The sequence below is a fragment of the Kitasatospora herbaricolor genome (assembly GCF_030813695.1).
Lineage (GTDB): Bacteria > Actinomycetota > Actinomycetes > Streptomycetales > Streptomycetaceae > Kitasatospora > Kitasatospora herbaricolor.
On sequence record NZ_JAUSVA010000002.1, the window covers coordinates 8062114 to 8088103 of the forward strand.

Below are 25990 nucleotides of genomic sequence, written 5' to 3' on the forward strand. Positions count from 1 at the left end.
ACCCCGGCGTGGTGCTGGTTCGGCGTGCGGAGGTCCGGTGGTGCGCCCGGGCGGAGGGACGGCCGGGGCGGCGGGGACCCGTCTTCTGGCCCGGTTCCTGATCGGGGCAGCTGAGAGCCGGCGCGGTGGGGGCGGCGCGAGAACGAGCCGGCCCGCTCCGGGCGGCGGACGGGGGTGGCAGTCGTCGTGGGGCGGCGAGCCGGGGTTGGCGGCGGGTGCCGGCCGACGGCGGTGTGTGCACGAATTTCCGTGCGGGCTTTCTATCCCATCGCCCGGCCGCGCGTCCAGTACTTCTCGCCTCCCGGAATCGGCCCCGGCTCCTCGGCTCCTCGGCCCCTCGGCCCGGCCCCTCGGCCCGTTCGCCGGTCCGCCCGGAGGCCGGGTGGTGGCCGGCGTGGGGTTGCCCATGACTGAAATCAAACACAATACGTCAGCTCTGAATGGCTGATCGGTCGGGTGCGTTGCCATCTGTGGCAGGTAGTTCCGGTCCGGCCCACCCTGCCGTGTTGGGCCGGCGGGATGCGACCGCTCCTGGCGCGGTAGCGGATGGGCCCCCAATCTACGTATCAGCAATGCTTCTTGTAACGGAGAGGTTGCGAAAGTGGGCGCCCTGCCGGGGGTGGCTTGACGTGGATGTCGGCGGAGCGCTTTCCTTGCCCCACGTCGTTGGAAAACGATTGATTCTGATTGGTTCTGATGTCTGAGCCGGTCGGCCCTCCCCGCCCCTGGAGCACCTCATGCACACCTCCCGCAACCGCCTCGCCTCGGCCGCCGCGCTCGGCCTGGCGGTCACCCTCGGCCTGAGCGCCTGTTCCACCGGCCAGGAGTCGTCCTCGGCCGCCTCCGGACCCGCCGCGCCGGTGGACGGGAAGGTCTCGATCACCTACCTGCAGAAGCAGGGCGACCAGGAGTACTTCGTCGGCGAGGCGGCCGGCGCCAAGGCGAAGGCCGCGGAGCTGGGGGTCGACCTCAAGGTCGTCAACCTGGGCAGTGACGCCAACAAGACGATCAGCGAGGTGCAGTCGGCCGTCGCGCAGAAGAGCAACGGCCTGATCATCGTGGTGCCGGACCCGGCCGTCGGCCCGCAGGTGGTCCAGATCGCGAAGGACGCCAAGGTCGCGCTGCTGACCTCGGACGACCAGATCTGTGCCACCGGCCCGGACCCGAAGTCCTGCGGCAAGTCCGACCTGGTGGCCCGGATCGGCTTCAGCGGCGCCCAGATGGGCGGCGAGGTCGGCAAGCGGGCCGCGGAGGAGTTCAAGAAGGCCGGCTGGTCGGCAGCCGACACCCGGATCATCTCGGCCTGGAAGCAGGACGTGACCGTCTGCGGGGACCGCGTCAAGGCCGCCAAGGACGCCTTCTCGGCCGGAGGCGGGGCGGACGTGAAGAACATCGACATCGCCACCGACAACACCCCGACCGGCGCCCAGGACAAGGTGGCCGCCACCATCACCGCCAACGCGGGCGTCAAGCACTGGGTGGTCTGGGGCTGCAACGACGAGAACGTCCAGGGCGGCGTCACCGCGCTGGAGAACGCCGGCGTGAGCGCGGACAACATCGCCGGCGTCGGCCTGGGCGCCTACCTGGCCTGCAAGGACTGGGGGTCGGGCAAGCCCTCGGGCATGAAGGCCGCGCTGTTCATCAACGGCAAGGACGTCGGCGCGCTGGCCGTCCAGACCATGTACGACAAGCTCAAGAACGGCAAGGACTTCCCCGCCGAGGCCTTCGCGCCCACCACCATGGTCGACGCGAGCAGCTGGCAGTCCGCCGGCGCCACCTGCAGCTGACGCTGCCCCGAACCGGGCCGGTGCGGTGAGAACCTCCCGGACACACCGCACCGGCCCCTCATTCGCGCAGGCCCCACCCGCGTCGCCGGCCCGGACCTGCCCGGCCCGTCCGCCGTCCGACGCGGGGGGACGCCCCGAGGACGCCGGCCACCCTGAGGTCATCGGGCGACACCCCGGACGACGCGGCGGGGCGGGCCGGCGCGTCGCCCGTGCCGGACCTGCCGGTCACCGGGGTGCCGCTACGACCCGCCGCGCGTCGGGAGGAGTTCCAGCACCTCGCAGCCCGCGGCGGTGAACCGCCGGACGAGGCCGCGCGCTTCGGTGTCGTCCAGGGAGAAGACGAACGGCCCCGGGACCAGCACCGTGCGGTAGCCGCCGTCGGCGGTCAGGCGCAACAGATGCTCCAGCGCCGGCAGCGGTGCGCGCGAGCGGAACCCGTTGTCCAGGTAGAGGTGGGGCCGGCCGAGTCCGAGCCGGACGGCCTGGCCGAGCAGGGCCTCGTGGTGGCAGGCCATGCGCCAGGTGTCGTACGGGTAGCAGCGCAGGTACATCGCGGTGGCGCCGGTGCCCCTGGTGGGGCCAACCGTCCGGTCCTCCTGGTGCGGTGCCCCGCCGCGGCGCCCGACAGGTCGTGACCGTGTGTCCCCGGTGGCGGCCCGGAACGACAGGCCCGCCCGGCTCACGTCCTCGTCCTTCCCGGCTCGGTCCGCCGGTCGGTCTCCGGCGGCGGCGCGGATCCTCCCCCGCCGGGTGGCGGCAGCATCAGGATGCGGTGGCAGCCGGCGGCGGTGAGCAGGCGCACCGCGAGTCGCGCCTTCGCGTCGTCGACGGAGAAGACCCACGGCCCGGGCACGATGAGCACCCGGTGGACGCCGTCCAGCACGGCCCGGGCCAGTTGTTCGAAACCGGGCCGGGGGCCGGTGGAGCTGCGGCCGTTGTCGAGGTAGACCGCGGGCGAGGGCAGCCCCAGGCGGCGGGCGAAGCGGTCCAGGGCCTCGCGGTGGCGGTCCACCGCCGAGCGGTTGTGCGGGTAGTACCGCAGGTAGGCGGCCGGGGGGAGACGCAGGGGCAGGGGCAGGTCGAGTGTGGTCATGAGAATCGTCCCTGGGTGGTCGTACGGGCCGGCGGGGGTGGCCGACGTCGTTCGGACAGGGGACCGGGCCGGTGGCCGGTCGGGTCGTCGGGTCGTCAGAAGGTGGTGAGGTCCGCCCAGTGGCTGGCGCCGGAGGGAAGCGGGCGGCTGCCGTGCGCGGAGGCGAGGACGTCGATGATGCCGCCGCCGCGGCCGCCCTCCTCCGGCGTTCGGTTCGCGCACCACGCACCCTGCACGGAGGCCGGCCCCCCGTCGTCGACCTCGATGTGCACGGTGCGCTCGGTGGGACGCTCCACGTGCAGGGCGACCGGCGGCAGCGCGTGTTCGACGGCGTTGGTGACGAGTTCGGAGACGACCAGCAGGGCCAGCTCCGTGGTGTCCTCGTCCACGCCCCACTCCCGCAGGGCCGTACGGGCGATCCGGCGCGCCGCGCGCACCGAGCCGGGGTGGTGGGGAATGGCCCGGACCACGGGCAGCCCGCCCGCCGGGTCCCGGTCGCGCCCCGTTCGCGGGTCGTCGACGGTGGTGGTTGTCCCGGGGCTCGGTCCCATGATCGCCTCCTGCTGGGTGTCATCGAGGCCGCTGGTCCGCCTTCCGCCGGCAGTTCGATTGCCTCTGAATCCAGAAAACGGCACAGGACGGGTCAAAAGCCACGGGAAAGAGCCTTTTCCTGATAACGAATGGCGCCGATGGCAGGCGACCTGTGGGTAATTCCCGGGTCATTGATAGGGAGGTGCCTGGGTAGTGGCGCGCGCCGGGTACGGGGATGGGTAGGTAGTCCCCTCGTACCACGGGCCGTCCTGCCGGGGACGGGCCGGCCGCTTCACCTCACCCGCCGGGGCGGAGCCGGAGCACCGGCGCCCCATCCGGCCGGAAGGCCGCCCTGACATGGGTCGATGGTACTCGCGGAAGCCGGCTCCGGCTCGGCTTCCGCCCGGCCGGCCGACTGGTCCCCCGCAACCCGTGGGCCCGGCGTCGGCCGCCCCGACGCCGGGCCGCGCCGGCGGGCGACCGGAATACCCTGCCCTCGCGAACTGCCCCGGCGGATCGCCGGCCGGGAATTCGACAGGTCTACGGAGTGTGCCGAGCCCGGAATTCCGGCGGGCGTCGGAAACGGCGATTCCCTGAAAAAGGACGGCCCGGGCCGTCCGGGCGGCCGCTACGCCGGGTCGTGCCCGCCCGACGGTTCGCGCGCCAGGATCAGCTCCCCGACCCTGTCGGCGAGCACCGACCGGGCGTGGCTGTCCAGCCGGTCGTCGGTGACGAAGTGGTGGACCGCCCCCAGCTCCGCGAAGCCGTTCAGGCCGACCACGCCCCACTTGGTGTGGTCCGCCACCACGGCGACCCGCCGGGCGCAGGCGAGCAGCGCCCGATTGGTCTGCGCCTCCGCGAGATCGGGCGTGGTGAGACCGGCCCGCTCGGAGACGCCGTGGGCGCCGATGATGAGCAGATCGACGTGCAGCGACTCGATCGTCAGATTGGCGAGGGGCCCCGCGAGCGCCGCCGAACGGGTGGGGGCGCCGCCGGTCACCAGGACCGCGGGCGAGACGTGCGCCTGCTCCCGGTCGGCGGCCCGCAGAAGGCCGGCCACCGGCAGCGAGTTGGTCACCACCGTGAGATCCGGCCGGTCCAGCAGCCGGGTCGCCACGGCGAAGGCGGTGGTCCCCGCGGAGAGACCGACCACACTGCCCGGTTGGACCAGCAGGGCAGCGGCGTCGGCGATGGCCGCCTTGGCGCCCGACTCGCGGCCCGACTTCGCCTCGAACCCGGGCTCGTCGAGTGCTCTTCCGGCCACGGGGACCAGGGCGCCGCCGTGCACCTTCTCCACCGCGCCCGTTCGGGCCAGGGTGTCGAGGTCCCGGCGGACCGTCATGTCCGAGACGCCGAGCTGCTCCACCAGGTCGGCCACCCGGACGCCACCCCCGCGGTGCACCAGATCGAGAATGACGGCCCGTCGTTGATGTGCGAGGAATCCCTGGTCTGCCACTGCCTTGCTTTCTGATCGTCGGTCAACAGGTGGGTTCTGCCGGGTGGCACGACCCGGGGCCACGTCCTCGCCCGGCGTCGGCCCCGGGCGAAGGCGTGGCCGACGCCGGTCCTGCTCGGTCACCGGCCGGCCGGCCCGGGAGTGCGTACCCGGGCCGGCCGTGCCCGCTCAGTGGCAGGTCAGAGCCGGGGCCGCCCAGTCGGCGTGGTCGTAGAGGGTGGACCCGTGCGGGTCGACGTGCAGCCGGAGCCAGGTCACGCCGGTCAGGTCCGCGGTCAGGGCGACGGGTGCCGAGGTGCCGGTCACCGCGCCGCTGTCGGCGATCTTCGTGTCGTCCCCGTAGACCTGGAAGACGACGTCGCCCGGGTGGCCGGCCATCTCGTCGTCGACCCCGACGGTGCCGGTGAACGAGGAACAGGCGCCGCCGAGGTAGTACAGGATGTCGCTGGTGGCGTTGGTCCCGAGCCCCTTCGGATAGGTGGTGCCACGGATGCTCAGCGGCTTTCCGTCACCGGCGTCCTTCCCGCCGTTGCTCCGGTCCTTCTCGACCGGGCCCCAGCCGTTGGTGGCCGACACCCAGGCCACCCCCGACAGCCCGACCGTGCCGGTGGGCGGGGCGGGGAGCACCTGGACGTCGACGTCACGCCTGGCCACGGTCACCGTGTGCCCGTCACCCCAGGCGTAGGTGACGACGAGTGGGATCACGTGACTGCCCGGGGCCGCCCCGGCCGGCGCGGTCACGCTCCAGGTCGTGGTCAGCGTCTTCTCGGTGGCCAGGGTGGCCTTGGACCACGCGTTCGACGAGCTGACGCTCCAGCCGCCGGACGGGGCGCCGGTGACGCGGACGTCGGCCAGGGTCGCCTTCCCGTAGTTGGTGACCGAACTGGTGAAGGTCGCCGACCGGCCCGGGGCGACGGCGAGGTCGGTCCCGGCGGGGTTCGCGGGCGCCTGGGCCGACACCAGGACGAGCGGTTGGACGGTGGAGAAGTCCCCGATCGCCTTGACCCGGTAGACGGCGGTCCCGTGCGCCGGCACGTCGGCGCTGATGGTGCCGGCGGTCTCGAAGGTGCCCTTCGACCACAGGTCCTTGACCCGGTAGGCCGCCGAGGCGGGCAGCCCGAGCTGGCCGCTCCGGATGCTGATGCCGGCCGGTGCGTCGGTGGGGTTGTAGAGGGCCACCGCGCGGTCGCCGTTCGCCAGCGGCTTGCTGAGCACCATGGTGCCGTTGACGGAGGCCACGATCTGTCCCTGGACGCCGAGGCTGTCCTGGTCGACGGCGATGAGATCGGCGTTGGTGAGGATCGCCATCGTCTCGGGGGTCGCGGTGCGCAGGTCGGTGCCGATCAGCAGGGGCGCGGCCATCACCGCCCACATCGCGAAGTGGGTCCGGTACTCGGTGTCGGTCATGCCGCCGTTCCCGACCTCCAGCATGTCCGGGTCGTTCCACGCACCGGGCCGGGCGTACTGGGACAGTGTGGCGTTGGCCGCGATGATCTTCTTCACGCTGGCCCAGCCGTCGTAGATGTCCCCGGTGGTGCGCCACAGACTGGCCATGGAGCTGCCCCAGGTCCAAGGGCTCTGCGCACCCCACTGGCACAGCGAGTAGACGATCTTCCGGCCGGACTTGCCGAGCGCGTCGGCCATCGCCTGGTACCGGGCCATGTGCTGCGCCTGGGTGCTGGAGTTCTCCTTGGTGGTACCGCAGTTGTCGTACTTGAGGAAGTCCACGCCCCAGGCGGCGAAGTCGTTCGCGTCGGTCTGCTCGTGGCCGAGGCTGCCCGGGAAGTGCTGGCAGGTCTCCGTCCCCGCCGACTCGTAGATGCCCAGTTTGAGACCGAGGCCGTGCACGTAGTCGGCCGTGCCCTTGATCCCGTCGGGGAACTTGACCGGGTCCGGCACGAGGTGACCCTGGGCGTCGCGGGTCTTGGTCATCCAGCAGTCGTCGATGTTGACGTAGGTGTAGCCGGCGGCCTTGAGGCCCTTGCTGATGAACAGGTCGGCGGTCTGCTTGACGAGCTGCTCGTCCACGTCGCAGGCGAAGGAGTTCCAGTCGTTGAACCCCATCGGCGGCGTCTTGGCGTAGCTGACCGGCACCGCCGCCGAGGCGGACTGGGACTGGACGACCTGGAGCGTGCCGACGGCGCTGAGCGCCGCCAGCACCATGGCCCCGGAGGTGAGGACCGCGGTCCCCCTCCTGCGGGCGGGCGCCGGCCGGAGGGGCGGGCCGGCCGGCAGCGGGTGGGGGTCGGCGGCGGATGATGCCGCCCGGAATCTGTCGGACCGGAATAAGCGCATGAGGACTCCTCAGGTGGGGGTCTTGAGCGGCCTGGTGAGCCAGGGGGTAGCCGGGGCCCCGGTGGCGGACGTGGTGAACGTCGCGACCGGGAGCCCGGGGCCGTGGCGGCCGCACGGGGGCGGATCCGGCAGGGCGGAAGCCCTGTCCGTGATCGGATCTGTTGCTTTCCGTTCGCTTGTCGATGTCTTGCGCCGCCGCCCCCTCCGGTCACCCGATCGGTGACCGCCGCGCCGGCCGGCCGTGCTCCGGCGGGGTGAGGTGGGTCGGAGGTTTCGCGGCGCTGCCGTCGACGGTGGGTGAACGTCGGCGGACGGTCCTCGGCGGGCGCGGTGAACTGCACCGGGCCAGCCGCTGACGGCTCGTCATCGGGTACGAACGAGGCGGTCGAGCGCTTGCGCCGTGCGTCGGTGGTGACGGACGAGGACCTCGGGGGAGTGCGTGCGTGGCTCCTCGGTGGGGCCGGCGCGGCCGAGGACGACGGGTGCCGGTGGCCGGGGGTGGAGCGGGGATCGGCCGGGTGAGGTGCTCCCGGTATCGGTCCCGCCGGGTACCGCTCCCTGGCCGACGCCCCCTGGAAGCATGTGCAGTCCTCCCACAAGAGTCAACATTAACCGTCGGATACCGACAGAACGAGACGGTATTCCCATCGGTATCGCTCAGGCAAGAGGGCCTCGCCGATCGATTCCCGGCCTCGGGTGTTGGTTTTCGTTTGGATGGCTTGAAGTGGAAGATGCTGAAGCAGCAGTTGTCCAGCCAAGTCGGCCGGCCCTGACGACGGCGGGCCTCGGAAGACCGACCCCGCCCCCGGCACCACCCCGGTCGGCTGCTACCCGCCCAACGGCTACGGGCTGTACGACATGGCCGGCAACGTCTGGGAACGGACCACGGACCGCTGGACCGGCCGCCATCCCGATCCCGCGGCCGGCGCCTGCTGCGCACCGCGCAACCCGCGCGTCGACGCACCACCCGCGGACGGCAGCGGCCCGTCCGCCGAGCGCTTCCCACGGCGGGTGATCAAGGGAGGCTCGCACCTGGGCGCGCCGGACTACTGCCTGCGCTACCGGCCCGCCGCCCGGCAGGGGCAGAGCGAGGCCCAGGCCGTGCTCGCCCGGGAATGGCCCCCTCCGGGCGAGCCCAAGGCCCGACGGGGTGAGCCCCGGGGAACGCGGGACCGTCGCGTTCCCCGGGGCTCGGTCCTGCGTGCCGTAGCCGGCCCCGCGCCGTCGGCGTCGTGCTCCGTGGCCCGTGCGGAGCGGCTACCTGCAATCCCGGAAGCGGGGGTCGTCGTCCTTGACGCCGGTGGGCGCGCCCATGGTCAGGGTGTCGGCGGCCGGGGCGCCGTCCCGCAGGACCTCGGCGGGCAACGTGCCGGAGACCGCCCACGGGGTCACCAGCGTGTACAAGGTGCGGGTCCCGGCGGGGGTGCGCACGCTGCCTGCCTCGGTCAGGGTGAGGGCCGAGCCGTTGCAGGAGATCCGGCCGACCTTCTGCTGGTCCGCGAGGAACACCGTGGCCCAGTGGCCGCCGTCCACGACGCCCGGGCCGAGCACGGCCCGGAGCGCCGGCGTGTCTCCCGCGGGCAGGGTCGTCTCCGCGAAGCAGCTGCGGGCGACGGCCACCCAGGTGCGCTGCCCCCAGCAGAGCGCGCCGCTGCTCTTCGGCCACACGAACCAGTAGGTCTCCGCCGCCGGGTCCTGGAACACCGTGACCAGCCGCTCGACGGCGGGGGTGTCGCCGGCCTGCTCGGCCAGCTCCCGGATCTGCTGCTCCGCCTGCTCGCGGGTCACCGGCGGCCGGCCGTCCCGGGAGGGCGAGATCGTCATGGTGGGGATCGCCGTGGGTCCGGACGGGCCGGCGCTCGTCGCAGCGGGCACCACGGGCACCGCGGCGGTCGACGACAAGGCCGCCGCCGGGACGGGAACCACCTTCGGTGACTCCTCGGGCACTTCCGTGCACCCGGCGGCCAGCAGAATCGCTGCGCCGAGCATGGCAAGACTGCTGTGACGGACCTGGCCCATGACTCCCCCTGGATCGACCTGGGCCGAGCCTAGTCAGTCGGTGCTCTCCGTGACGACCCGAAAGTTCCACGGGGGCGGTGACCGGCGCGTTCGAGGGCCGGCCGTCCGCCGCAGCACCCTCGCCGGGCTGCTGCGACGGTGACGTGGCGTCGGCCGTCGGACGCCCCCACCCGCCGCGGCACTGAACGTCACCGTCACCGACCCCACCGCCGGCAGCTTCGTGACCGTGTACCCCGGGGGGAGCGGCCTCGCAGGCCATGTCCGCCGTGCCCGGCGACACGGTGATCGCGGACGGCCGCACCGCGGACCAGCTGGGCCGGCTGACCCCGTGGAACGCCGGCAAGAAGCCCACCGGCGGCGAGTTCGGCAAGCTGAGCGCCCCGATCACGGACGCCAAGCCCGGCAAGATCGCCTACGCCCTGGACCTCCGCGCCCAGGTCCCGACCGGACCCGCCTGCACGAACACCGTGACCGGCAGCCACACCGGCCCGCTGGTGGTCGCCACCGGCACCACCTGCCTGACCGCCGCCCGGCAGACCGGCCCGGTCGTGGTCCGGGCCGGGGCGAGCCTGGTGGTCCGGGGGTCGGAGCTCACCGGCCCGGTGCAGGCGGTCGGCGCCGGCACCGTGCAGTTCTGCGGCGCCGTCCTCAACGGTCCGCTGAGCGTGCTGAACACCCGCGACCACCTGACCCTGACCGGCCCCGGCTGCACCCCGAACTCCCTGAGCGGCCCGCTCCAGCTGGTCGGCAACCCCTCCTGAGCCCGCCCCGCAGCTCGCCGACGGCCGCTGCGCACCGGGGCGGCCGTCGGGTGCCGAGCCTCGGCACCCCGGCCCGGTTCAGGAGTTGACGGGCAGGCGCCCGCCCAGCCGGGTGGTGAGTTCGTCCACCAGGGCTTGGACGAGGGCCGGCCGGGGGCCCGGGCGGGTGGCGCAGTACCAGGTGCGGGTCATCGGCTCGGCGCCGATCCGGACCAGGGCCAGGCCGTGCGAGGCGACGTACGGGGCGGCGACCCAGCCGGGCAGGACGGTGGCGCCCTGACCGCCGGCCACCATCTCGATCACCAGGTCGGTGATGACCGGCATGGTGGTGATCCGCCCGGGGCGGGCGCCGTGCGGGAGGGGGAGCGGGGTGGCGGGGACCCGGCTCTGGTCGTAGAGGTCGTAGAGGACCAGCCGGGAGTCGTCGAAGTCCCGTGCGGTGAGGTGGGGGAGGGTCGCCCAGGGGTGGGTGGCCGGCACCACGGCCACCATCTCGTCCTCGAACAGCCGGACCAGGTCGACCCGGTCCATCTCCGGGTCCGCCTTGGTGATCAGGGCGACGTCGAGGCGGTCCTCCAGCAGGGCGGTGATCAGGGTGTCGCCGGGGAGCGTCTCGATCCGCACCTCGGCGTCCGGGCAGCGGTCGCGGAAGCCGTGGATGACGGGCGGCAGCCACTGGAAGGTGGTGCTGCACTGGACGGCGAACCGGACCCGGCGGTCCCGGCCGTCCCGCAGCTCCCGCACGTCACGGGTGGCCGAGGCCAGCTCGGCGATGACCTGTCGGGCTGCCAGCAGCATCCGCCGGCCGGCCGCGTTCGGCACCAGTCGGCGTCCTTGCCGGTCGAAGAGCTGGACCCCGAGCCGCTCCTCCATCCTGGTGAGCCGCTGGCTCAGGGCGGGCTGGCTGACGTAGAGGCGTTCGGCGGCGGCGGTGAGGGAGCCGGTGTCGGCCACCGTGTCGAGCAGTTCCAGGTCACGCAGATCGACATCCATAATGTGAGGTTATCTCAGACTCCAATATGTGTCGTGGTCTTATGGATCGTACGAGCCTACGGTTTCACCAACACCCCACGTACACATCGACGGAGGCTCCACCATGACCACGCCCGCACCCGCCACCGGCAGCACCGCCCTCACCTCTGCCGCCTTCACGGCGAAGGCCGCGCCCACCGTCATCGTCACCGGTTCGTCCAGCGGCATCGGCCTGGACATCGCCCGCGGCTTCCTGGAGCAGGGCGCCAACGTGGTGCTCAACGGCCGCGACCCCGAGCGGCTCGCCAAGGCCGCCGCGCTGCTGGGGCAGCCGGACCGGGTCGCCCCGGTGGTGGGCGGCATCGGCGCCGCGGCCACCGGCGAGGCCCTGGTCCGTACGGCGGTCGAGCGCTTCGGCCGGGTCGACGTGCTGGTGAACAACGCCGGCACCTTCGCCGCGAAGCCGTTCACCGACGTCACCGAGGAGGAGCTGGACGGCTTCCTGAACGGCAACCTCAAGGGCACCTACCTGACCACCCAGGCCGTGGTGCGCCGGCTGCGCGCCCAGGGCGAGGGCGGCAGCATCGTCAACATCGGCACCGTCCTGGTGGAGCACGCCATCGGCGGCTTCCCGGCCTCGGCTCCGGTGGTCAGCAAGGGCGGCGTGCACGCCCTGACCGTCAGCCTCGCGGCCGAACTCGCGGCCGACGGCATCCGGGTCAACCTGGTGGCGCCGGGCATCGTGCGGACCCCGCTGCACACGGGCGCCGACGTGGACGCCTACGGCGCTCTCGCCCTGCTCGACCGGGTCGGCGAGGCCTCCGAGGTCACGGACGCGGTGCTGTACCTGGCGGGCGCGGCCTTCACCACCGGGCACGTGCTGCGGGCCGACGGCGGCTACGTCACCGGCCGGTCCTGAGCCCGCTCATTGACGACTGCCCGTGGCCGGCCGACCGGCCGGCCACGGCTGTCTCAGGGCCCGGCCGAATGTGTGGTTCGAACCGTTCGACGCGATGCCTTGCGCGGACGGGCCGGTGAAGACCCTGGTCGGTCCGACGCCGACGCCTGAGCGCCGCCGTGGACACGGTGCTCCTGGTGGTCGGACAACGGCGACAGCGGGTGCACCAGGGAACGCGGGCGCTTGCCCGTGTCGTTGGTCCACGGGAGAGGCCGGAGAGGAGCGTCCGTGAAGACACGGCAGCGGGACCGAAGTGCACCCGAACCGCAGGCGCCTTGGAACGAGGTCAGGCCACGGCTGTGGCTGGGCGGGCACTTCTGGGCGGCCTCTGACGGTCAGGTGCGGACCGCCGTGGTCGGTGCGGAGTTCGACCTGGTCATCAGCCTGTTCACCCGACCGGCCCACGGACCGGACCCCGGGGTCGAGCATCTGATCAGCGAGATGCCGGACGGTCCGCTCACGGCCGGGCAAATCCACTCGGTCCAACAGTTGGCCCTCCGTGCCGCGGAGGCCGTACGGACTGACCGCATCGTTCTCGTTCGGTGCCACGCCGGCTACAACCGCTCCGGCCTCGTCGTCGCCCAGACTCTGATCGAGCTGGGCCAGGAGCCCGCCGACGCCGTCGCGCTCATCCGGCAGAAGCGATCGCCCTGGGCCCTGAACAATCAGACCTTCGAGCAGTACCTCACCGCCGGACTGGACGTCGCCCGTCTCCTGGCCGGACTCGAAACCCTCACCTGACCCGCATCCGCAGAGGTTGAGATCAAGCTCAGGAGGCAATCGGGGCGCGGGTCAGGAAGCCGTGGAACGCCGATGGCTGCGGCGCCGGCGCCGGCTTCCAGGAGCGGTCGACGGCAGGGCGCTCCGCAGATGTCGCCGAGGATGGCGAGCACCGGAGTCGGCTCCGCAATGGGCGGCCCGCCCGGAGAGCGTGTGGAAGTCGGTGGAGCGGTGCGTCGGAGTGGGTCATGATCCGCTCATGGAGCGTGTCATCGATCTTGATCAGGCAGCGGCAGCAATCGCTGAGCGGACCGCGCGATGGGTGGCGGCCGGTCTCAAGGTGGAGCAGGTGACGTGGCGGGACGAAACCGCGTCGTGGCCTCAGCGGCTGGAGACTGACAGAACTCGCGTGCGTGATCCCGATTCCGTCGGCGTGCTCATCTCCGGCCCGGGGGACGCTCAGCTGTCCGTGGTGGTGTTCCGGGGCGGCTGGGCCGACGTGGACTACTTCGACGGCCTCGACGACGCCGGACCGATACCGGCGTTCGACATCTCATCATCAGCGGCCTTCGGCACCCAGCTCGATCAGTGGGTGCCGCGGGTCTTCGGGAATCTCGGCTAGAGCCGGAGGCCCGGAACCAGTGAACGGTCGCACCTCCCGTCGCGTCCGGCAGTGCGAGGTCGTCACGTCCCAGCCGTGGGTTGTCCAGGGGATCGACGAGCAGGAGCGCGACTGTCGCCGTCGAGGGCCAGGCTTTGCCGGCGCGCCGCGTGGCGTGCCGGGCCCGAGGTGGTCGTGATCAGTCGGGCGCGGGCCCCGGGCCGGCGGTGGCGCCGGGTCCGGCTGCCGTGGGTCCCGCGAGCATGTGGTTCTGGAGCCGGATCAGGACATCGGCGGCCCGGCCGAGTTCACCCGGCGCGGCCTGGGCGAAGGCCTCGGCGAGCAGGTCCCGGCGGGCGGCCCGGACGCGCTCCAGCACCTGCCGGCCGTCCGGGGTGATCGCGATCATCCCGGACCGGCCGTCGGCCAGGTCGGTTTGCCGGCTGACCAGTTGGTCGGCCTTCAGCCGGCGCAGCTGCAGTGAGACGGTCGAGACGTCGACCCGCAGGCAGTCCGCGATGTCGGAGACCCGCATCGCGCCGGCGACGTCGAAGTGTTCCAGCAGCCGCAGGGCGCTCGCTGGTACGTCGCAGCCGGAGAGGCGGGTCACCTCGGCCCGGGTGTGCCTGCTCTCGCTCCAGCGCACCAGCGCCGAGAGCGCGACCTCCAGGCGGGCCAGTTCCGGTGCGGCGGCGGGTTCGACCGGCGTCGCGCCGGACGCCGTCCTGGATGAGGTCATCCACCCAGGCTACAAGGCCCGGGTGGCCCTGATCCTCCGCTCCGTCGTTCCCGTGCCGGGCGGTCCGCCCCGGGGCCCCCGAAGGCTGGCGGCCCGTCAGATGTGGCTGTTGCCCGCCGCATTGGGATCTGCTTTGATTGCTAAAACTAAATATTCAGGGCTCCCGCACCGGGCGGCCCGCCTCCGCACCGCCGACGGCGCTCGTGCCGCACCTGTCGGCACGAGTCCCCGGCCGCCGGCCGGCCGAGAGGGAACCATGGCCACAGCAGTCATCACGGGCGGGACCGACGGCATCGGCCGGGCCCTCGCCGACACCTACCTGGAGCGCGGCCACGACGTGCTGGTCCTCGGCACCAGCGCCGAGAAGGGACGGGCCTTCGTGGACGCCGCCGCCCGGAGCGGCGCGGGGGACCGGGCCCGTTTCGTACGGGCCGACCTGAGCCTGGTGGCGGAGAACCGCCGCGTCATCGACCTGATCACCGAGACCTGCCCGGCGGTCGACGTCCTGGTCCTGGGGGCGCGTTACCACCGCTCGACACGGGTGGAGACCCCCGACGGGTTCGAGAGCAACTTCGCGCTGTTCTACCTCAGCCGATTCCTGCTCAGTCACGGGCTGGTGGAGCTCCTCGGCCGCGCCGAGCGGGGGACCGTGCTCAACTTCGGCGGCGCGGGCCTCACCGGCCCGGTCCGCTGGAACGACCTCCAGCTGCGCCGGAACTATCCCGGCACCGGGGCCCTCGGCCACGGCGGGGCGCTCTGCGACCTCCTCGGGGTGCACTTCGGCAGGGTCCACCGCGACACCCCGATCCGCTACGTGCTCGACCACCCCGGGGTGGTCGCCACCAGCTTCGCCGGCGAGTACGACAGCTCGACGGCGGCGCACGTCGACCGGCTCCGGACGTCGGGCAAGCCGGTCTCGCTGGCCGTCGCCCAGATCCTGCCTTTCCTGGACGCCCCGCCCGCCCGGCTCACGGCGGTGCTGGAGGGCCGGCGGGTCAGCACCGAGGGCCCGGGGTTCGACCCCCGGGACGCCGCCCGCCTGCACCAGGAGACCGAGAAGCTGCTGGCCGGCCTGCCCCACTGAGGCCTGCCCACCGAGGCGTGCCCGGCTGACGCCCGCCCGGGCGCCCCGGGCGGGCGGGCCCGGGATGCCCGCACCCGCTCGGTGGGCAGACGCTTCCCGGGGCGGGGCCCGTCCGGTTCAGTCGGCCGGCACCACGGCCACCGGGCACTCGGCGTGCTGGACGACGGCCTGGCTGGTGGACCCGAGGCGGCCCAGCGGACCGCGCGGCTCGCCCCGGCGCCCCACCACGACCAGCTGGTGCTCCCGGGAGGCCGCCACCAGCTCCTTGGCCGGGGTGGCCCGCAGCGAGGTGGTGCTGACCGGGGTGCCGGGGAAGCGCTCGCGCCAGTCGGCCAGCACCTCGGCCAGCAGGCGGTCGTGGTCCGCCTCGATGTGCCCCTCCTCGTAGACCAGGGGCAGCTCGTGGCCCGGGCCGCTGATCAGGGGGTAGGTCCAGGTGTGCAGGGCCAGCAGTGGGAGGTCGCGTCGCTGGGCCGCCTCGAACGCGAAGGTGAGCGCGGGGTCGTCGTGACCGTTGCCCTGGACCCCCACCACCACCCCGCCCTTGCCGGGGCCGTGCGCCGCCGGGTGGACCACGACCACCGGGCAGCCGGCGTTCGCGGTGGCGTGCAGGGTGGTGGAGCCCAGCAGGAGCCGCGTGAAACCGCCGGACCCGCGCGCGCCGACCGCCAGGAGCGCCGCCCGCTTGGAGCCCGCGGCGAGGGCCTCGCGGGCGTGGTCGTCGACCAGCTCGGTCGTCACGCTCAGGCCGGGACGGCGGCCGAGGGCCTGCTCGCGCGCCGAGGCGAGCAGCCGTTCCCCGTCCTGCTGGGCGACCCGCAACTCCTGCCCGGCCGGCACCCGCGAGGTCTCGCCGAACCAGGCGTGCAGGACGTGCAGCGGCCGGGAGCGCAGCCAGGCCTCGTCGGCGGCCCAGTCGAGCGCGTGCCGGCTCGATTCCGACGCGTCCACGCCTACGACCACGGGGTCATTCATCGCGGCTCCTCCGGATCCCGGGGACGGTGCGGGGCGACCGGCCGCCCCGGTCGCGGCCGTGGATCCAGGCTAAGCCGCGGCCCGCGCCGGGGCAGCGCGTAGTCGGCCCGACGGGGGCCGGGCCAAGGGGCGCCGTGGCGGCCGGTGGCCCCCGGACCGATCCTGGAGCCGGACGGTGGCAGCGGGCCGCCGACCCCCCACCCTGGCGAACGCCGACGGGAGCACGACGGGACTTCCGATGGCGCGCCGCGCCCGACCGGGCCCGACCCGGCCGGCGTCGCCCGCTGGATCGCCGCGCGCCGGGGCCGGCTCGACCTCAGCGAGGACGATCTCGCCGCCCGGGCCGGGATGGCCCCGTCCTGCCTGCGCCACCTAGTCCAGGCCGGGCCGGACTTCGACCGGGCCGCTTTCCTGCGGATCGCCGCAGGCCTCGGACTCAGCTACGCGGAACTGCTGGAAGGCCGCAGCGGTCCGTCGCCGGGACAGGGCGGGGCGCCGACCCACCCCGTCCTGGTCCACCTCACCGACGACGAGTGCCGGGACCGGATCGGCGCCGTCGGCCCGGACACCGGCCTGAGCGGCCCGGGCTGAACCGCCGGCATCCGCCGTGCGGGAGCAGCGTCCTGCTCCGTGGAGTCGATCGCCGGGTCGTGGTGGTGGCGGTGGTGGTCGAGCCCGGGATCACCGCCCCGGCCGGGTGCACCGGCCGTCGGTGCGGTCCGGGCCGGTGCCGCCGGGGCGGTTCGGCGGCTCGCCGTCCGCAGCCCCCGCGCCCGGTTCACCCGGTCGGGGTGACCGCGGCCAGGCGGGCCTCGAAGCCGTCGAGAAGGGCCCGGAGGCCGAACTCGAAGCCGCTGCGGGACGACCGGCCCGGGGCGGCCGGCCCCGACCCGGCACGGGGTGCGGGTCGGGGCCGGCCGTGGGGTCAGGTCAGCAGCCAGCGGCGGAAGTCGGCGTCGTAGCGGGTTCCGATGGTCTGCTTGACGTAGCTGCGCGCCGTCTGCCAGGAGCCGGTGCGGTAGTACCCGAGGATCTTCGCCACGTCGGCGGGGTGGTTCTCCACCAGGTAGTAGACGGCCAGGTAGCCCCAGGCGTAGATCCGGTTCTGGTCGTTCTGCTGCGTGGTGTCGAACAGGCTGCTCAGTGCGTAGGTCTGCTTCGACGCCTCGCCGGCGGCCCAGGAGTTGAACACGCCCCGGTAGCCGTAGGAGACGTACTCGGCCAGGCCTTCGATCCACCACAGGGTGGGCGTGGAGACGTTGGCGTTCCAGTCGCCGTACATGTCGTACCGGCCGTCGAGGTAGTGCGTGTACTCGTGGTTGAGGTTCACCACCGCGAAGGTCTGCGCGGTCTCGTCGCGGTAGGCGACGAAGCGGGCCTGGTTCCCCGTCGCCGCGGGGTTGCCCTCCAGGTACACCCCGCCGTTGTTGGTGCTCACCCCGTAGAGACTTCCGGCCAGCCGCACGTACTCCGCGCGGGAGTCGAACACGACCACCTCCAGGGAGGTGTTGCGGTCGTCCCGGACGGGTTGCCCGCCGTCCTTGACCACACTGTGGAACCAGGCGTCCTGTCCGGCGAGGCTGTCGCAGGTGTTCTTGAGATCCTGGGCGGTCATCCGCTGGGCCCGGATGCGCAGCGTGGCACTGCAGGTGTGGTTGACGGGGAGGGTGGCATCGGCCGCCTGCGTCGCGACCGGGCCCGCCACGCCGACCCGGTCGGGCAGCGGCGCGGCACCGGGTGCTCCCGGGTGCGGCACGGAGCCCAGCGGGGCCTGGGCGCCGGCCGGCCCGGTGACGCCCGTGGCGGTCCCGACGGCGGCGGTGGCCGAGGCCGGGACGGCCATGACGGCGGTGGCGGCGCACATCGCCAGCAGCGACACCGCGGCCTGTACGAGGGACCGTCTGAACGGTATGTCGGACCTGGACATGGTTCTCCTTGGGGGATGCTCCGGCCGGCCGGGAGCAGGTGAAGGCCGGCCGTGGGGTGTGGGGGTGTCGCGTTCGGCCCGGGGGAAGGCGCAGGTACGAGCGCCAAGTCCGGTGTCCCGCTTGGCCGGAACCATAGGACCGGCCTTGCGGCGGGTTCCATCAGGAAGTCGGATTTACGGATACGCAGAATTGGCGGCGCTGCGGCCGCGCGGCAGGGGGTACGGCCTGAGCACGGCTTCCGCGGCGCCGCTGATCGGGCGTCACCCGGCACGGGAGGGCGCGGCTGGACGGAGCGGCCGGGTTTTCGCCCGCGGGAGGATCCGTCCGGTGCACTGCGCGGTCGTCGCCCGGGTGCGGAGCCGGCCGGCGCGTCCGAGCCCCGGACGCGCCGGGCCGGTCCTGTCGCTCGGGGCCCCGACCAGGCCGTCCCGTCGCCCCTGAACCTCCCCAGCCGGCCCGCCGGTGTCAGCGGATCGCATTAATGAGGTATCCGGGTCCGCGCCCCTACGGATGGTCGGGGTCCGCGCCGGCACCGTAGATTCCGGCTGTCGGCCGACCGGACGTGCAGGAGCCACCAGGGGATCCCTGGCCGCCGCCGCGGTCGGCCGACACCTGTGCACGGGCATGCGGACCGAGCTGCGTCACCGACTTCCGGCCTTACCCGGCCGACCGGCAGGGCGCACTGCTTCCGGCAGCCGTACGCAGGTGCTCAAGCGGCACCTGCGGGACGGAGGTTCCTCCGCATGCCCGGGCACCCCCCACCCGCCGACCACGACCGGTGGGGGCGATCCACCAGGGCCGCCGGCCCGCCGCCGGCCGGACGGCGTGACGGCGCCGCCCGCCGAAGCCCCGCGCGGGGCCGGAGCCTGGGACGTGTGTCCGCGGACGACGCCCGCACCCCGCCGGGCTCCGAGCGGTGGCGGCGCAGGCGAGGGCGGCGTACCTTTCGGCTGCGTACGGACCGGCTCCGGGAAGCCGGTGACGGCACAGGACGGCCCGCTGTTGCCCTTGTCACCGGGGCCCTGCCGCCCTTCCATGGGAGTCCCCGGACGCGCCTGAGGCGTGTACGGCGACCAGAGACCGAGAACTTGGGCGGTGGCATGACGACGCACGGACTGGACTGGCGGCCCGTGCTGCGGCGCGCCCTCGCCGCCGAGGCCGGCGGGCCGCTGCTCGTCTGGGTGGAGGGAACCGCCGGCGCGGGCAAGAGCCACCTGCTGCGCGAACTGGGCGCCCTGCCGAGGCCGGCTGACGCGACCCTGGTGGAGTGGCGGTGCGGCGCCCCCGGTGCCCGGCCGGCGCAGGACCGGCCGGAGGATGACTGCCGGGAGGTAGGCGGGGCGGAGCAAGACCGGTCCGACGCCGGACCGCCGGCGCAGGGCCGTCGGGAGGGGCCGGTCCTGCTGCTGGTGGACGACCTGCACCGGGCCGACGAGGACGAGCGGGGACGGCTGCGCCGGCTGCTGGAGGGGGCGTGGCCCGGCCTGGCGGCCGTGGTCACCTACCGCCCCGAGGAACTGCGCACCCCGGGCCTGCCACTGGGCGCACCGGCGACGAGGTACCCGTCCGGGCTGACCGTGCTCAGGCAGCGGCTGGTCGCCTGGGACGAGGAGCGCGTCCGTCGGGCCGCGGAGCAGGCGCTGGGCGACCACTGCCCGCCCGAGGTGGCCGGCCGGCTGCTGGAGCGTTCCGGAGGGGTGCCCCAGGTGGTCATGGACCTGCTGGCCGTGCTCCGCGAGCGCCCGGGGGAGGAGCGCACGGCCGGCCGGGTGGACTCGGCGGGGGTGCCGGTCCGTCTGGCCGAGCTGGTCCTGGGCCGGACGTCCGCCCTGTCCGCCGCCCAGCGGCCGGTCGTCTGGGCGGCCGCCGTCCTGGGCGAGCCCGCCCGCCGGGACGAACTGGTCGCCGTCTCGGGGCTCGACCCGGTGGAGGGCCGGAGCGCCCTGCTGGCGGCCCTGACGGGGGCGGCGCTGGCGGAGCTGGCCGAGGGCGCCTACGGGTTCCCCGCCCCGCTCGCCGCGTCCGCCGTGCACGCGGCCGTCCCCGGGCCGCTCCGCCAGGAGCTCCACCAGCGGGCGGCGGACGTGCTGACCGGCAGGCAGCCGGTGCCGTGGGCGGCGGTGGCCCGCCACCGCAGGGCAGCCGGCCAGGTCGGCGGCTGGCTGCGGGCGGTGGAGCGGGCGGCCCTGGCCGCCGCGGACGCGGGCCGCCACCAGCAGGCGATCGGCCTGCTGGAGGAGGCCCTCGCCTCCGCCCTCGTCCCGCCGCAGACCCGGGCCCGGCTCGCACCACTGCTGGCCCGCAGCGCCGTGCTCGCCCTGCGGTCGGACCAGACCGTCGAGGTGCTGACGCAGATCGTGCGGGACCCGACCCTGCCGGCGACCGTCCGCGGAGAACTGCGGCTCGACCTGGGACTGATGCTGTGCAACCAGGTCGGCCGGGTCGCCGCCGGATGGCAGGAGCTGGAGACCGCCGCGACCGAGCTCCGTGCCGTCCGGCCCGATCTCGCGGCGCGGGCGATGTCCGCGCTGGCCATGCCCTACTGGCCGGGCCCCGCGATCGACGTCCACCGGGGCTGGCTGCGCAAGGCCGTGGCCGCCACCGCCGACAGCGGGGACGAGGCCGCGCTCGCCACGGCCGCCGTCGCCCGCGCCTCCCTGGCCATGAGCTGCGGTGACCGGGACGCCTGGGAGCTGGTGGCGGCGCTGCCCACCGACAGTCCGGACCCGGGTTGTCGCAGGCACGCCGCGCGCGGCCTGTGCAACGCGGCGGACGCCGCGGTCTGGCTGGGCTTCTACGACCGGGCGAAGGACCTGCTGGCCGAGGGCCTCGACCTGTCCGCGACCAGCGGCGCCCCCTACAGCGAGCACACCGCGCTGGGGACGAGTCTGTTGCTGGCGTGGTGGACGGGCCGGTGGGCCGGCCTGGCCGAGCGGTGCGAGCGCCTCGTCACCACGACCGCCGACATGCCCTTCATCGCCTCCGACGCCCGCGTGGTGCGGGGCCTGCTCGCCTTCGCCGAGGGTGACTGGGGCGCGGCGCTCTCCTGGCTGTCCGGACAGGGCGCGATCGCGCCCGAGAGCATGCCCACGGCGCTGGCCGCGACCGCCTCGGGCGCCCTGGTCCGGCTGGCGCTGGCGCGGCAGGACCTGGCCGGTGCGGCCGAGCAGGCCAGGAAGGCCTGGTCGGAGGTGGCCGGCAAGGGCGTGTGGGTATGGGCCGCCGAACTCGCCCCGTGGGCCGTGGAGGCGACCGCACGCGCGGGGGACGCGGCCGCCGCCCGGGCCATGGTGCGGGACTTCGGCCAGGGCATCGAGGACCGTGACGTGCCCGCCGCCCGGGCCTCGCTCACCTGGAGCCGGGCCGTACTGGCGGAGCTGGAGGACCGGCCGCGGGAGGCGGCGGATCTGTACGGCGAGGCCGCGGCGGCCTACCGGGCGCTGAGCCGGCCGTACGCCGGTGCCCTGACCGCGGAAGGCGCGGCGCGCTGCCTGCTGGCGGGCTCGGCCCGGCCGCCGGGCGGCGCCGAGGGGGCGGCGCCCACCCCGGGCTCCCCGCCCGAGCGGTCACCCGGCGCACCGGAGCCGGAGCCGGAGTCGGAGTCGGCGGGGGACGGCGACCCGGCGGCAGGCGCGACGGCGCAGCTGGTCGCCGCCCTGGACTCCTGCACCCGGCAGTTCGGCGACCTGGGCGCGACCTGGGACGCCGCCCGGGTCCGGGCCCTGCTGCGCGCGCAGCAGCCGGCCCGGAAGGGCCGTCCGCCGGGCCGGCCCTCGCACGCGGACGAGCTTTCGCCCCGGGAGAGCGAGGTGGCGCAGCTCGCGGCCGGCGGGCTGACGAACCGGGAGATCGCGGCGACCCTGCACCTGTCCTCCCGGACGGTGGAACAGCACGTGGCCCGTGCCATGCGCAAGACCGGTGCCCTCTCCAGGCACGATCTCGCCCGTCACACCTAGCGACGAAGGGGCGCTCGGCCGCCGGGGCGGTCCGGTGGTCCGGCGGTTCGGCGGACCATCGGATCGGTGATTCGGTGATTCGGTGATTCGGCGGACCAGCAGTCCGGTGGTCCGGCGGTTCGGCCGGGCGGTGCCACGGCCCGGTCAGCGGGCGACCGCTCCGTCCGCCCGGGGGCGGGTCCCCGCCCCGTACGATCTGAGGAAGCTGTCGCACTCCCAGGACACCACCGTCGCGTTCGCCCAGTCGAAGGCCCAGCCGGGGCGGGTGCCGCGGGCTCCCCAGCCGTCCGGCCCCCTGGGGGGAACGGCGACCCCGGCCGCCTGCGCGGCGAGTGCCGCCTCGCAGGTCCGGCGGGCGATCCGGACGGCCTCCGCCCCGGTCTCGGCCGGTCCGGTGAGGACGTGCAGGCCCTGCTGCTCCGGCTGGACGAGGTTCCTGGTCGGGACGCTGACCTGGAAGTAGAACGGGGCCATGACGCCATCTCCCTCTGTCGCGCGGGTGCTCGGTGCCGGCGGCGGCCCCCGGGTGCCTCGCGCGGCGGGCCGGGGCCGCCCGGTGCTCCGGTCGGCCGGCGGACCTTCAACCTACGGCGGGACCGGTGGAGGGAATATGCGGGTGCCGAACATCGGCATACCTGATTAATTCCCCCGGTCGCCTCGCGGCGCGGTGCCCGGCCGTCTCGGGGCGCGGTGCCCGGCCGTGCCCGGCGGTGCCGGGAGGTGTCCGGCGGCGGCCGGGGCGACAGGCCGGGTTCAGGCCACGTGCAGGGTGAGCTCCGCCGTGTGCACCTGCCCGGCCGTCCGGAACTGCAGGAAGACCCGCCAGTTCCCGGGCCTGCCGAGCAGGGCGTAGAAGGTGAGGGTGGGCCCGCCGTGGTCCCCGGTGACGGGGGTGATGGGGTGGAGGTGGGCGAGGGCCTGGTCGCCCTGGTGGAAGGCACTGAGGTGGGCGTAGCTGGCGAGGTACGGCTGGAGGTCGGTGACCGGCCGGCCGTCCCGGCTGATGGTGACGGTGAGCGGGCCCGCCTTGCCCGCCGTCAGTTCGCCCTGGACGGTGGCGGTCCAGCCGTTGACGGTGGCGCTGTCGCCGACGGTCGGGAGCGGCACCGCGGCGGCCGCGCCGGGCACGGTCACCGTGCGGCCGAGGACGAACTCCTTGCCCTGCCGGGGGCCGGTGTTCGGGGTGAAGGAGGCGTACAGCCGCCAGTCGCCCGGGGTGAGGGCGGACGGATCGGCGGTCCAGGTGCCGTCGGCGGTCATCGTCGGGTGCAGGTGCTGGTAGCCGGTGAGGTCGGCCCGGATCGCGTAGAAGTGCAGCTTCTCGGTCTGGACCTCGGCGAAGTCGGTGACCGGCCGGCCGTCCGGCCCGGTGACGGTGAACGGATAGCTCACGGGCACGCCGGCCGGAAGCTCGGTGGCGGGGGAGTCCAGGCGGTAGCCGTCCCGTTCGGAGGTGAGGCCCTCGTCGGTGGTCATGCCCGCCGTGCCCGGCATGCCCGGGATTCCCGCCGGCGCCGTGCCTGGCGTCGGCGTCCCGCTGTGGTCCATCCCCGGCATCCCCGGCATGTCCGGCATGCCAGGCATGCCGGAGTGCGCGGCTTGCTCCGGGGCCGGGGCCGGGGCCGGGGTCGAGCCGCAGGCCGCGAGTGCCAGCAGGCCGACGGCGCCGGCCGCCAGGGTGAGCGAGCAAAGCTGGAGGAGGCGGTGTCCGGCCGGCGTCACGGGCGGCCCTCCGCCGTGGTCCCCGCCGGTTCTTCGTGTTCGGTGCGCGTCTTCACTGTGTCCACTGGGTCCGCCCTGTCGTGCCTGTGGTGCCTGTAGTGCCTGTAGTGCCTGTAGTGCCTTGTGCGTGGTACGTCCGTGCCTCGTGCGTGGTACGTCGGTCCGGCGTTCCGTCCGGCCGTGCGGGACGCCCTTGTTCAGGAGACCCGGGAGGCCGGTCCCGATAACGGAAATGCGCGGTGCGGGAGCTTCCGTGCGCTGATCGGACGCCGTTTCACCTCCTCCCGGGCCTCCGCCTCCCGGCCCTGGCCGGGCGGGGCGGCCGGTTTCCGGGGGTTGCCGGACGGCGGGGGCGGGCGGATGCGACGATGGGTGCCATCGTGACGACCTGGCGGCCCCGGATGCTCCGCGCCGCGGTCTTCGCCACCGTGTGCGTGGCGATGTCCGCCACCGCGCACTTCAGCATGTCCGGCTCCGGGACCGCGCTGCCGTGGGCCGCGCTGGGGCCGGCGTTCCTGGTGACGGCCGCCGGCAGCTGGCTGCTGGCGGGCCGGCGGCGCGGATTCGCTGTGGTCGCCCTGTGGATGGCGACCACTCAGATCGGGCTGCACCTGCTCTTCGAGTACGCCTCGGCCGGGGCGGGCGCGGCCCAGCAGCGTGCGACGGCCGCCACCGACTGGATCGGCCTGCTGCTCTGCACCCGGGACCCTGCTTCGGTCGGCATGGACCCGGCCGAGCTGGCCCGGACGGCCGGCCTCGATCCCGACCTGGTGATCGCCTCCCCACCGGGGCACTCCGGCGCGGCGGGGGCGGCGCACGGGCACGACATGGGCGCCATGTCCGGACCGTCCGGGTCGGGTCCGGTCAGCACGATGGTCCACGACCTGTCGGCCGGGATGCTCCTCGGTCACCTGCTGGCCGCCCTCCTGTGCGCGCTGCTGCTGTGGCGCGGTGACGCGGCCGTCGTCGGCCTGTTCGAGCTGCTGAAGGCGCTGGCCCGGGTCCTCGTCCCGGCCCTGCTCCTGCTGGGGGCCTGGATCGGGCGCCCGGTGTCCGATCTGCGGCCGACCACCGGCGCGGTCGTCCCCGTCCTCCGGTCGGCCTTCCTCACGGAGGCGCTGGGCCGGCGCGGCCCCCCGAGGCTCCGCCCGGCCGTCTGATTCGCCCGCTCGCCGGTGGTCCCGGCCTGCCGTGAGCCCCTGGGGCCGCGGTCGGCGCTCCCCGGCGCGTCGGGCCGGTCACCCCTGTCCGTCCGCTCCTGACGGTGCGTACGGTGCGGGGCCGGGCCCTCGGCACCCCTGAGCAGTGATTCCGGTCGACGTCCGCCGTCGCCGCCCGCCCCTTCTAAGGGGGCCGTGGTGGCGCGCCTCGGGCTGCCGGCGTCCGGCCGGGCCGGTGCGTGGGCCGTCGTCTCCGGTGGTGCCCCGTGCGGTGCCACCGTCCCTTGACGTTCCCTCAGGATCTGCCATGTGCAACGGAAGAACTCCCTTCGCCACCGCCACCGCCACCGCCACCGCCACCGGCCCGCTCGCCGACCCGGCGGCCGGCCCTTCCCGTACGCCTGCGGCCCACCGCCGCCGCTCTCACCCGGCAGTGCCGCCCGACACCGGCCGGGCCGGGGTGCAGGGGGCCGTTCGTGGATGACGAGCAGGTGACCCGCCTCGCCCTGGCCGCCGCCGGGGGCTGCCGGGCCTCCGTGGAGGCGTTCGTGAGTGCCACTCAGCGAGACGTGTGGCGGTTCGTGGCCCACCTCACGGACGTCGAGGCCGCGGACGACCTCGCGCAGGAAACATTCCTGCGGGCCCTGAACGCCCTGCCCTCCTTCGCCGGCCGTTCCTCGGCCCGCACCTGGCTCCTGTCGATAGCCCGCCGGACGGTGGTCGACCGCTACCGCAGCCTGGCCGTGCGCCCGCGCCGGGCCGCGCTCGCGGCCTGGGAGGAGGTCGCCGACCACCCGTCCCGGGCGGGGCGCGGCTTCGAGGACGGTCTGGTGCTGAACGACCTGCTGGCCTTCCTGCCCGCGCAGCGGCGGGAGGCGTTCGTGCTGACCCAGGTGGTCGGGCTGACCTACGCCGAGGTGGCCGCGATGTCGGGGTGCCCGGTGGGGACTGTCCGGTCGCGGGTCGCCCGGGCCCGGGACGAACTGGTCCGCCTGGTGCGCGCGGCGGAGGCGGGGCCGGAGGCCGAGCCGGAGTCAGGGGCCGGATACGCCGGTCGGGTGGCCCCGGACGGCCGCCCCACCGCCCCCACCGTCCCTGCCCCCACCGCTTCCACGGCTCCGGGCGCCCCAGCCGTCGTCCCCACCGGCTCCCCGCGACTGGCCACGGCGCGATGACGGCGCCCCTGCCCCTCCGGGCCCTTCGCGGCCCACTCGACCCTTTCCCCGCCGGAGC

Annotated in this window: 23 protein-coding genes and 1 pseudogene; 12 read left to right on the plus strand and 12 right to left on the minus strand. The window is 74.4% G+C overall.

Annotated elements, in window-relative coordinates; translation table 11 throughout:
- The first annotated feature begins 737 nt into the window (after window positions 1–737).
- Entirely contained in the window at window positions 738–1787 is a 1050-nt protein-coding gene (locus J2S46_RS35005) for a substrate-binding domain-containing protein (protein ID WP_191293611.1), read from the plus strand.
- A 239-nt stretch (window positions 1788–2026) separates the two neighbouring features.
- On the opposite strand, the gene J2S46_RS35010 is transcribed toward J2S46_RS35005, so the two are convergent.
- The 5 genes from J2S46_RS35010 to J2S46_RS35030 form a co-directional block, all read right to left on the minus strand.
- A complete protein-coding gene (locus J2S46_RS35010) occupies window positions 2027–2470 on the minus strand; it encodes a hypothetical protein (RefSeq protein ID WP_191293613.1) in 444 nt (147 codons plus the stop codon).
- Window positions 2467–2880, minus strand: a complete 414-nt coding sequence (locus J2S46_RS35015) for a recombinase family protein (RefSeq protein ID WP_191293614.1) — start codon at window positions 2878–2880, stop codon at window positions 2467–2469. The genes J2S46_RS35010 and J2S46_RS35015 overlap by 4 nt, the downstream gene beginning before the upstream one ends.
- 95 nt (window positions 2881–2975) lie before the next feature.
- On the minus strand, window positions 2976–3431 hold the full coding sequence (locus J2S46_RS35020; protein WP_191293615.1) for an ATP-binding protein: 456 nt from the start codon (window positions 3429–3431) through the stop codon (window positions 2976–2978).
- Window positions 3432–4039: 608 nt separating this feature from the next.
- Entirely contained in the window at window positions 4040–4867 is an 828-nt protein-coding gene (locus J2S46_RS35025) for a DeoR/GlpR family DNA-binding transcription regulator (RefSeq protein WP_191293616.1), read from the minus strand.
- A 168-nt stretch (window positions 4868–5035) separates the two neighbouring features.
- Window positions 5036–7030, minus strand: coding sequence for an NPCBM/NEW2 domain-containing protein (locus J2S46_RS35030; protein ID WP_191293617.1), 1995 nt, complete (start codon window positions 7028–7030; stop codon window positions 5036–5038).
- A gap of 948 nt (window positions 7031–7978) precedes the next feature.
- On the opposite strand from J2S46_RS35030, the pseudogene J2S46_RS35035 reads away from it, so the two are divergent.
- Window positions 7979–8245 (plus strand): annotated as a pseudogene (locus J2S46_RS35035) (SUMF1/EgtB/PvdO family nonheme iron enzyme); the annotation flags it as partial.
- Window positions 8246–8419: 174 nt separating this feature from the next.
- Here the strand turns inward: J2S46_RS35035 and J2S46_RS35040 are convergent.
- Window positions 8420–8986: a hypothetical protein gene (locus tag J2S46_RS35040; RefSeq protein WP_191293618.1), complete on the minus strand. Its 567-nt coding sequence runs from the start codon at window positions 8984–8986 to the stop codon at window positions 8420–8422.
- Between J2S46_RS35040 and J2S46_RS35045 the strand changes: the two genes are divergently transcribed.
- A complete protein-coding gene (locus tag J2S46_RS35045; protein WP_191293619.1) occupies window positions 8985–9167 on the plus strand; it encodes a hypothetical protein in 183 nt (60 codons plus the stop codon). The genes J2S46_RS35040 and J2S46_RS35045 overlap by 2 nt on opposite strands.
- Before the next feature lie 271 nt (window positions 9168–9438).
- A complete protein-coding gene (locus J2S46_RS35050; protein WP_191293620.1) occupies window positions 9439–9942 on the plus strand; it encodes a hypothetical protein in 504 nt (167 codons plus the stop codon).
- Window positions 9943–10020: 78 nt separating this feature from the next.
- Here J2S46_RS35050 and J2S46_RS35055 read toward each other — a convergent pair whose 3' ends face one another.
- On the minus strand, window positions 10021–10935 hold the full coding sequence (locus J2S46_RS35055; RefSeq protein ID WP_191293621.1) for a LysR family transcriptional regulator: 915 nt from the start codon (window positions 10933–10935) through the stop codon (window positions 10021–10023).
- 103 nt (window positions 10936–11038) lie between these two features.
- On the opposite strand from J2S46_RS35055, the gene J2S46_RS35060 reads away from it, so the two are divergent.
- From J2S46_RS35060 to J2S46_RS35070, 3 genes are all read left to right on the plus strand, one after another.
- Window positions 11039–11833: an SDR family NAD(P)-dependent oxidoreductase gene (locus tag J2S46_RS35060; protein ID WP_191293622.1), complete on the plus strand. Its 795-nt coding sequence runs from the start codon at window positions 11039–11041 to the stop codon at window positions 11831–11833.
- A 267-nt stretch (window positions 11834–12100) separates the two neighbouring features.
- Window positions 12101–12613: a protein-tyrosine phosphatase family protein gene (locus J2S46_RS35065; RefSeq protein WP_191293623.1), complete on the plus strand. Its 513-nt coding sequence runs from the start codon at window positions 12101–12103 to the stop codon at window positions 12611–12613.
- A 238-nt stretch (window positions 12614–12851) separates the two neighbouring features.
- Window positions 12852–13214 (plus strand): hypothetical protein, encoded by a 363-nt coding sequence (locus J2S46_RS35070; RefSeq protein WP_191293624.1) that lies wholly within the window; start codon window positions 12852–12854, stop codon window positions 13212–13214.
- Window positions 13215–13392: 178 nt separating this feature from the next.
- On the opposite strand, the gene J2S46_RS35075 is transcribed toward J2S46_RS35070, so the two are convergent.
- On the minus strand, window positions 13393–13932 hold the full coding sequence (locus J2S46_RS35075; protein WP_191293625.1) for a MarR family winged helix-turn-helix transcriptional regulator: 540 nt from the start codon (window positions 13930–13932) through the stop codon (window positions 13393–13395).
- Window positions 13933–14188: 256 nt separating this feature from the next.
- Here J2S46_RS35075 and J2S46_RS35080 point away from each other — a divergent pair, with 256 nt between their 5' ends.
- Entirely contained in the window at window positions 14189–15016 is an 828-nt protein-coding gene (locus tag J2S46_RS35080; protein ID WP_191293626.1) for an SDR family NAD(P)-dependent oxidoreductase, read from the plus strand.
- 117 nt (window positions 15017–15133) lie between these two features.
- On the opposite strand, the gene J2S46_RS35085 is transcribed toward J2S46_RS35080, so the two are convergent.
- Window positions 15134–15991 carry a universal stress protein gene (locus tag J2S46_RS35085; protein WP_191293627.1) on the minus strand — a complete coding sequence of 286 codons (858 nt, stop codon included), beginning with the start codon at window positions 15989–15991 and terminating at the stop codon, window positions 15134–15136.
- A 144-nt stretch (window positions 15992–16135) separates the two neighbouring features.
- Here J2S46_RS35085 and J2S46_RS35090 point away from each other — a divergent pair, with 144 nt between their 5' ends.
- The gene (locus J2S46_RS35090) at window positions 16136–16582 is read left to right on the plus strand and encodes a helix-turn-helix domain-containing protein (protein ID WP_191293628.1); all 447 of its coding nucleotides are present in this window, start codon (window positions 16136–16138) and stop codon (window positions 16580–16582) included.
- A gap of 334 nt (window positions 16583–16916) precedes the next feature.
- On the opposite strand, the gene J2S46_RS35095 is transcribed toward J2S46_RS35090, so the two are convergent.
- Window positions 16917–17918, minus strand: coding sequence for a collagenase (locus J2S46_RS35095; RefSeq protein WP_229913266.1), 1002 nt, complete (start codon window positions 17916–17918; stop codon window positions 16917–16919).
- Between the two features lie 1101 nt (window positions 17919–19019).
- On the opposite strand from J2S46_RS35095, the gene J2S46_RS35100 reads away from it, so the two are divergent.
- The gene (locus J2S46_RS35100; protein WP_191293630.1) at window positions 19020–21875 is read left to right on the plus strand and encodes a helix-turn-helix transcriptional regulator; all 2856 of its coding nucleotides are present in this window, start codon (window positions 19020–19022) and stop codon (window positions 21873–21875) included.
- Window positions 21876–22019: 144 nt separating this feature from the next.
- On the opposite strand, the gene J2S46_RS35105 is transcribed toward J2S46_RS35100, so the two are convergent.
- A complete protein-coding gene (locus J2S46_RS35105) occupies window positions 22020–22349 on the minus strand; it encodes a hypothetical protein (RefSeq protein ID WP_191293631.1) in 330 nt (109 codons plus the stop codon).
- Between the two features lie 279 nt (window positions 22350–22628).
- Entirely contained in the window at window positions 22629–23597 is a 969-nt protein-coding gene (locus J2S46_RS35110; RefSeq protein ID WP_229913267.1) for a DUF8832 domain-containing protein, read from the minus strand.
- Window positions 23598–23965: 368 nt separating this feature from the next.
- On the opposite strand from J2S46_RS35110, the gene J2S46_RS35115 reads away from it, so the two are divergent.
- Both J2S46_RS35115 and J2S46_RS35120 read left to right on the plus strand, forming a co-directional pair.
- Window positions 23966–24757, plus strand: coding sequence for a PE-PGRS family protein (locus tag J2S46_RS35115; protein WP_191293632.1), 792 nt, complete (start codon window positions 23966–23968; stop codon window positions 24755–24757).
- 476 nt (window positions 24758–25233) lie between these two features.
- Window positions 25234–25932 carry a sigma-70 family RNA polymerase sigma factor gene (locus tag J2S46_RS35120; protein WP_229913268.1) on the plus strand — a complete coding sequence of 233 codons (699 nt, stop codon included), beginning with the start codon at window positions 25234–25236 and terminating at the stop codon, window positions 25930–25932.
- Window positions 25933–25990: the final 58 nt, after the last annotated feature.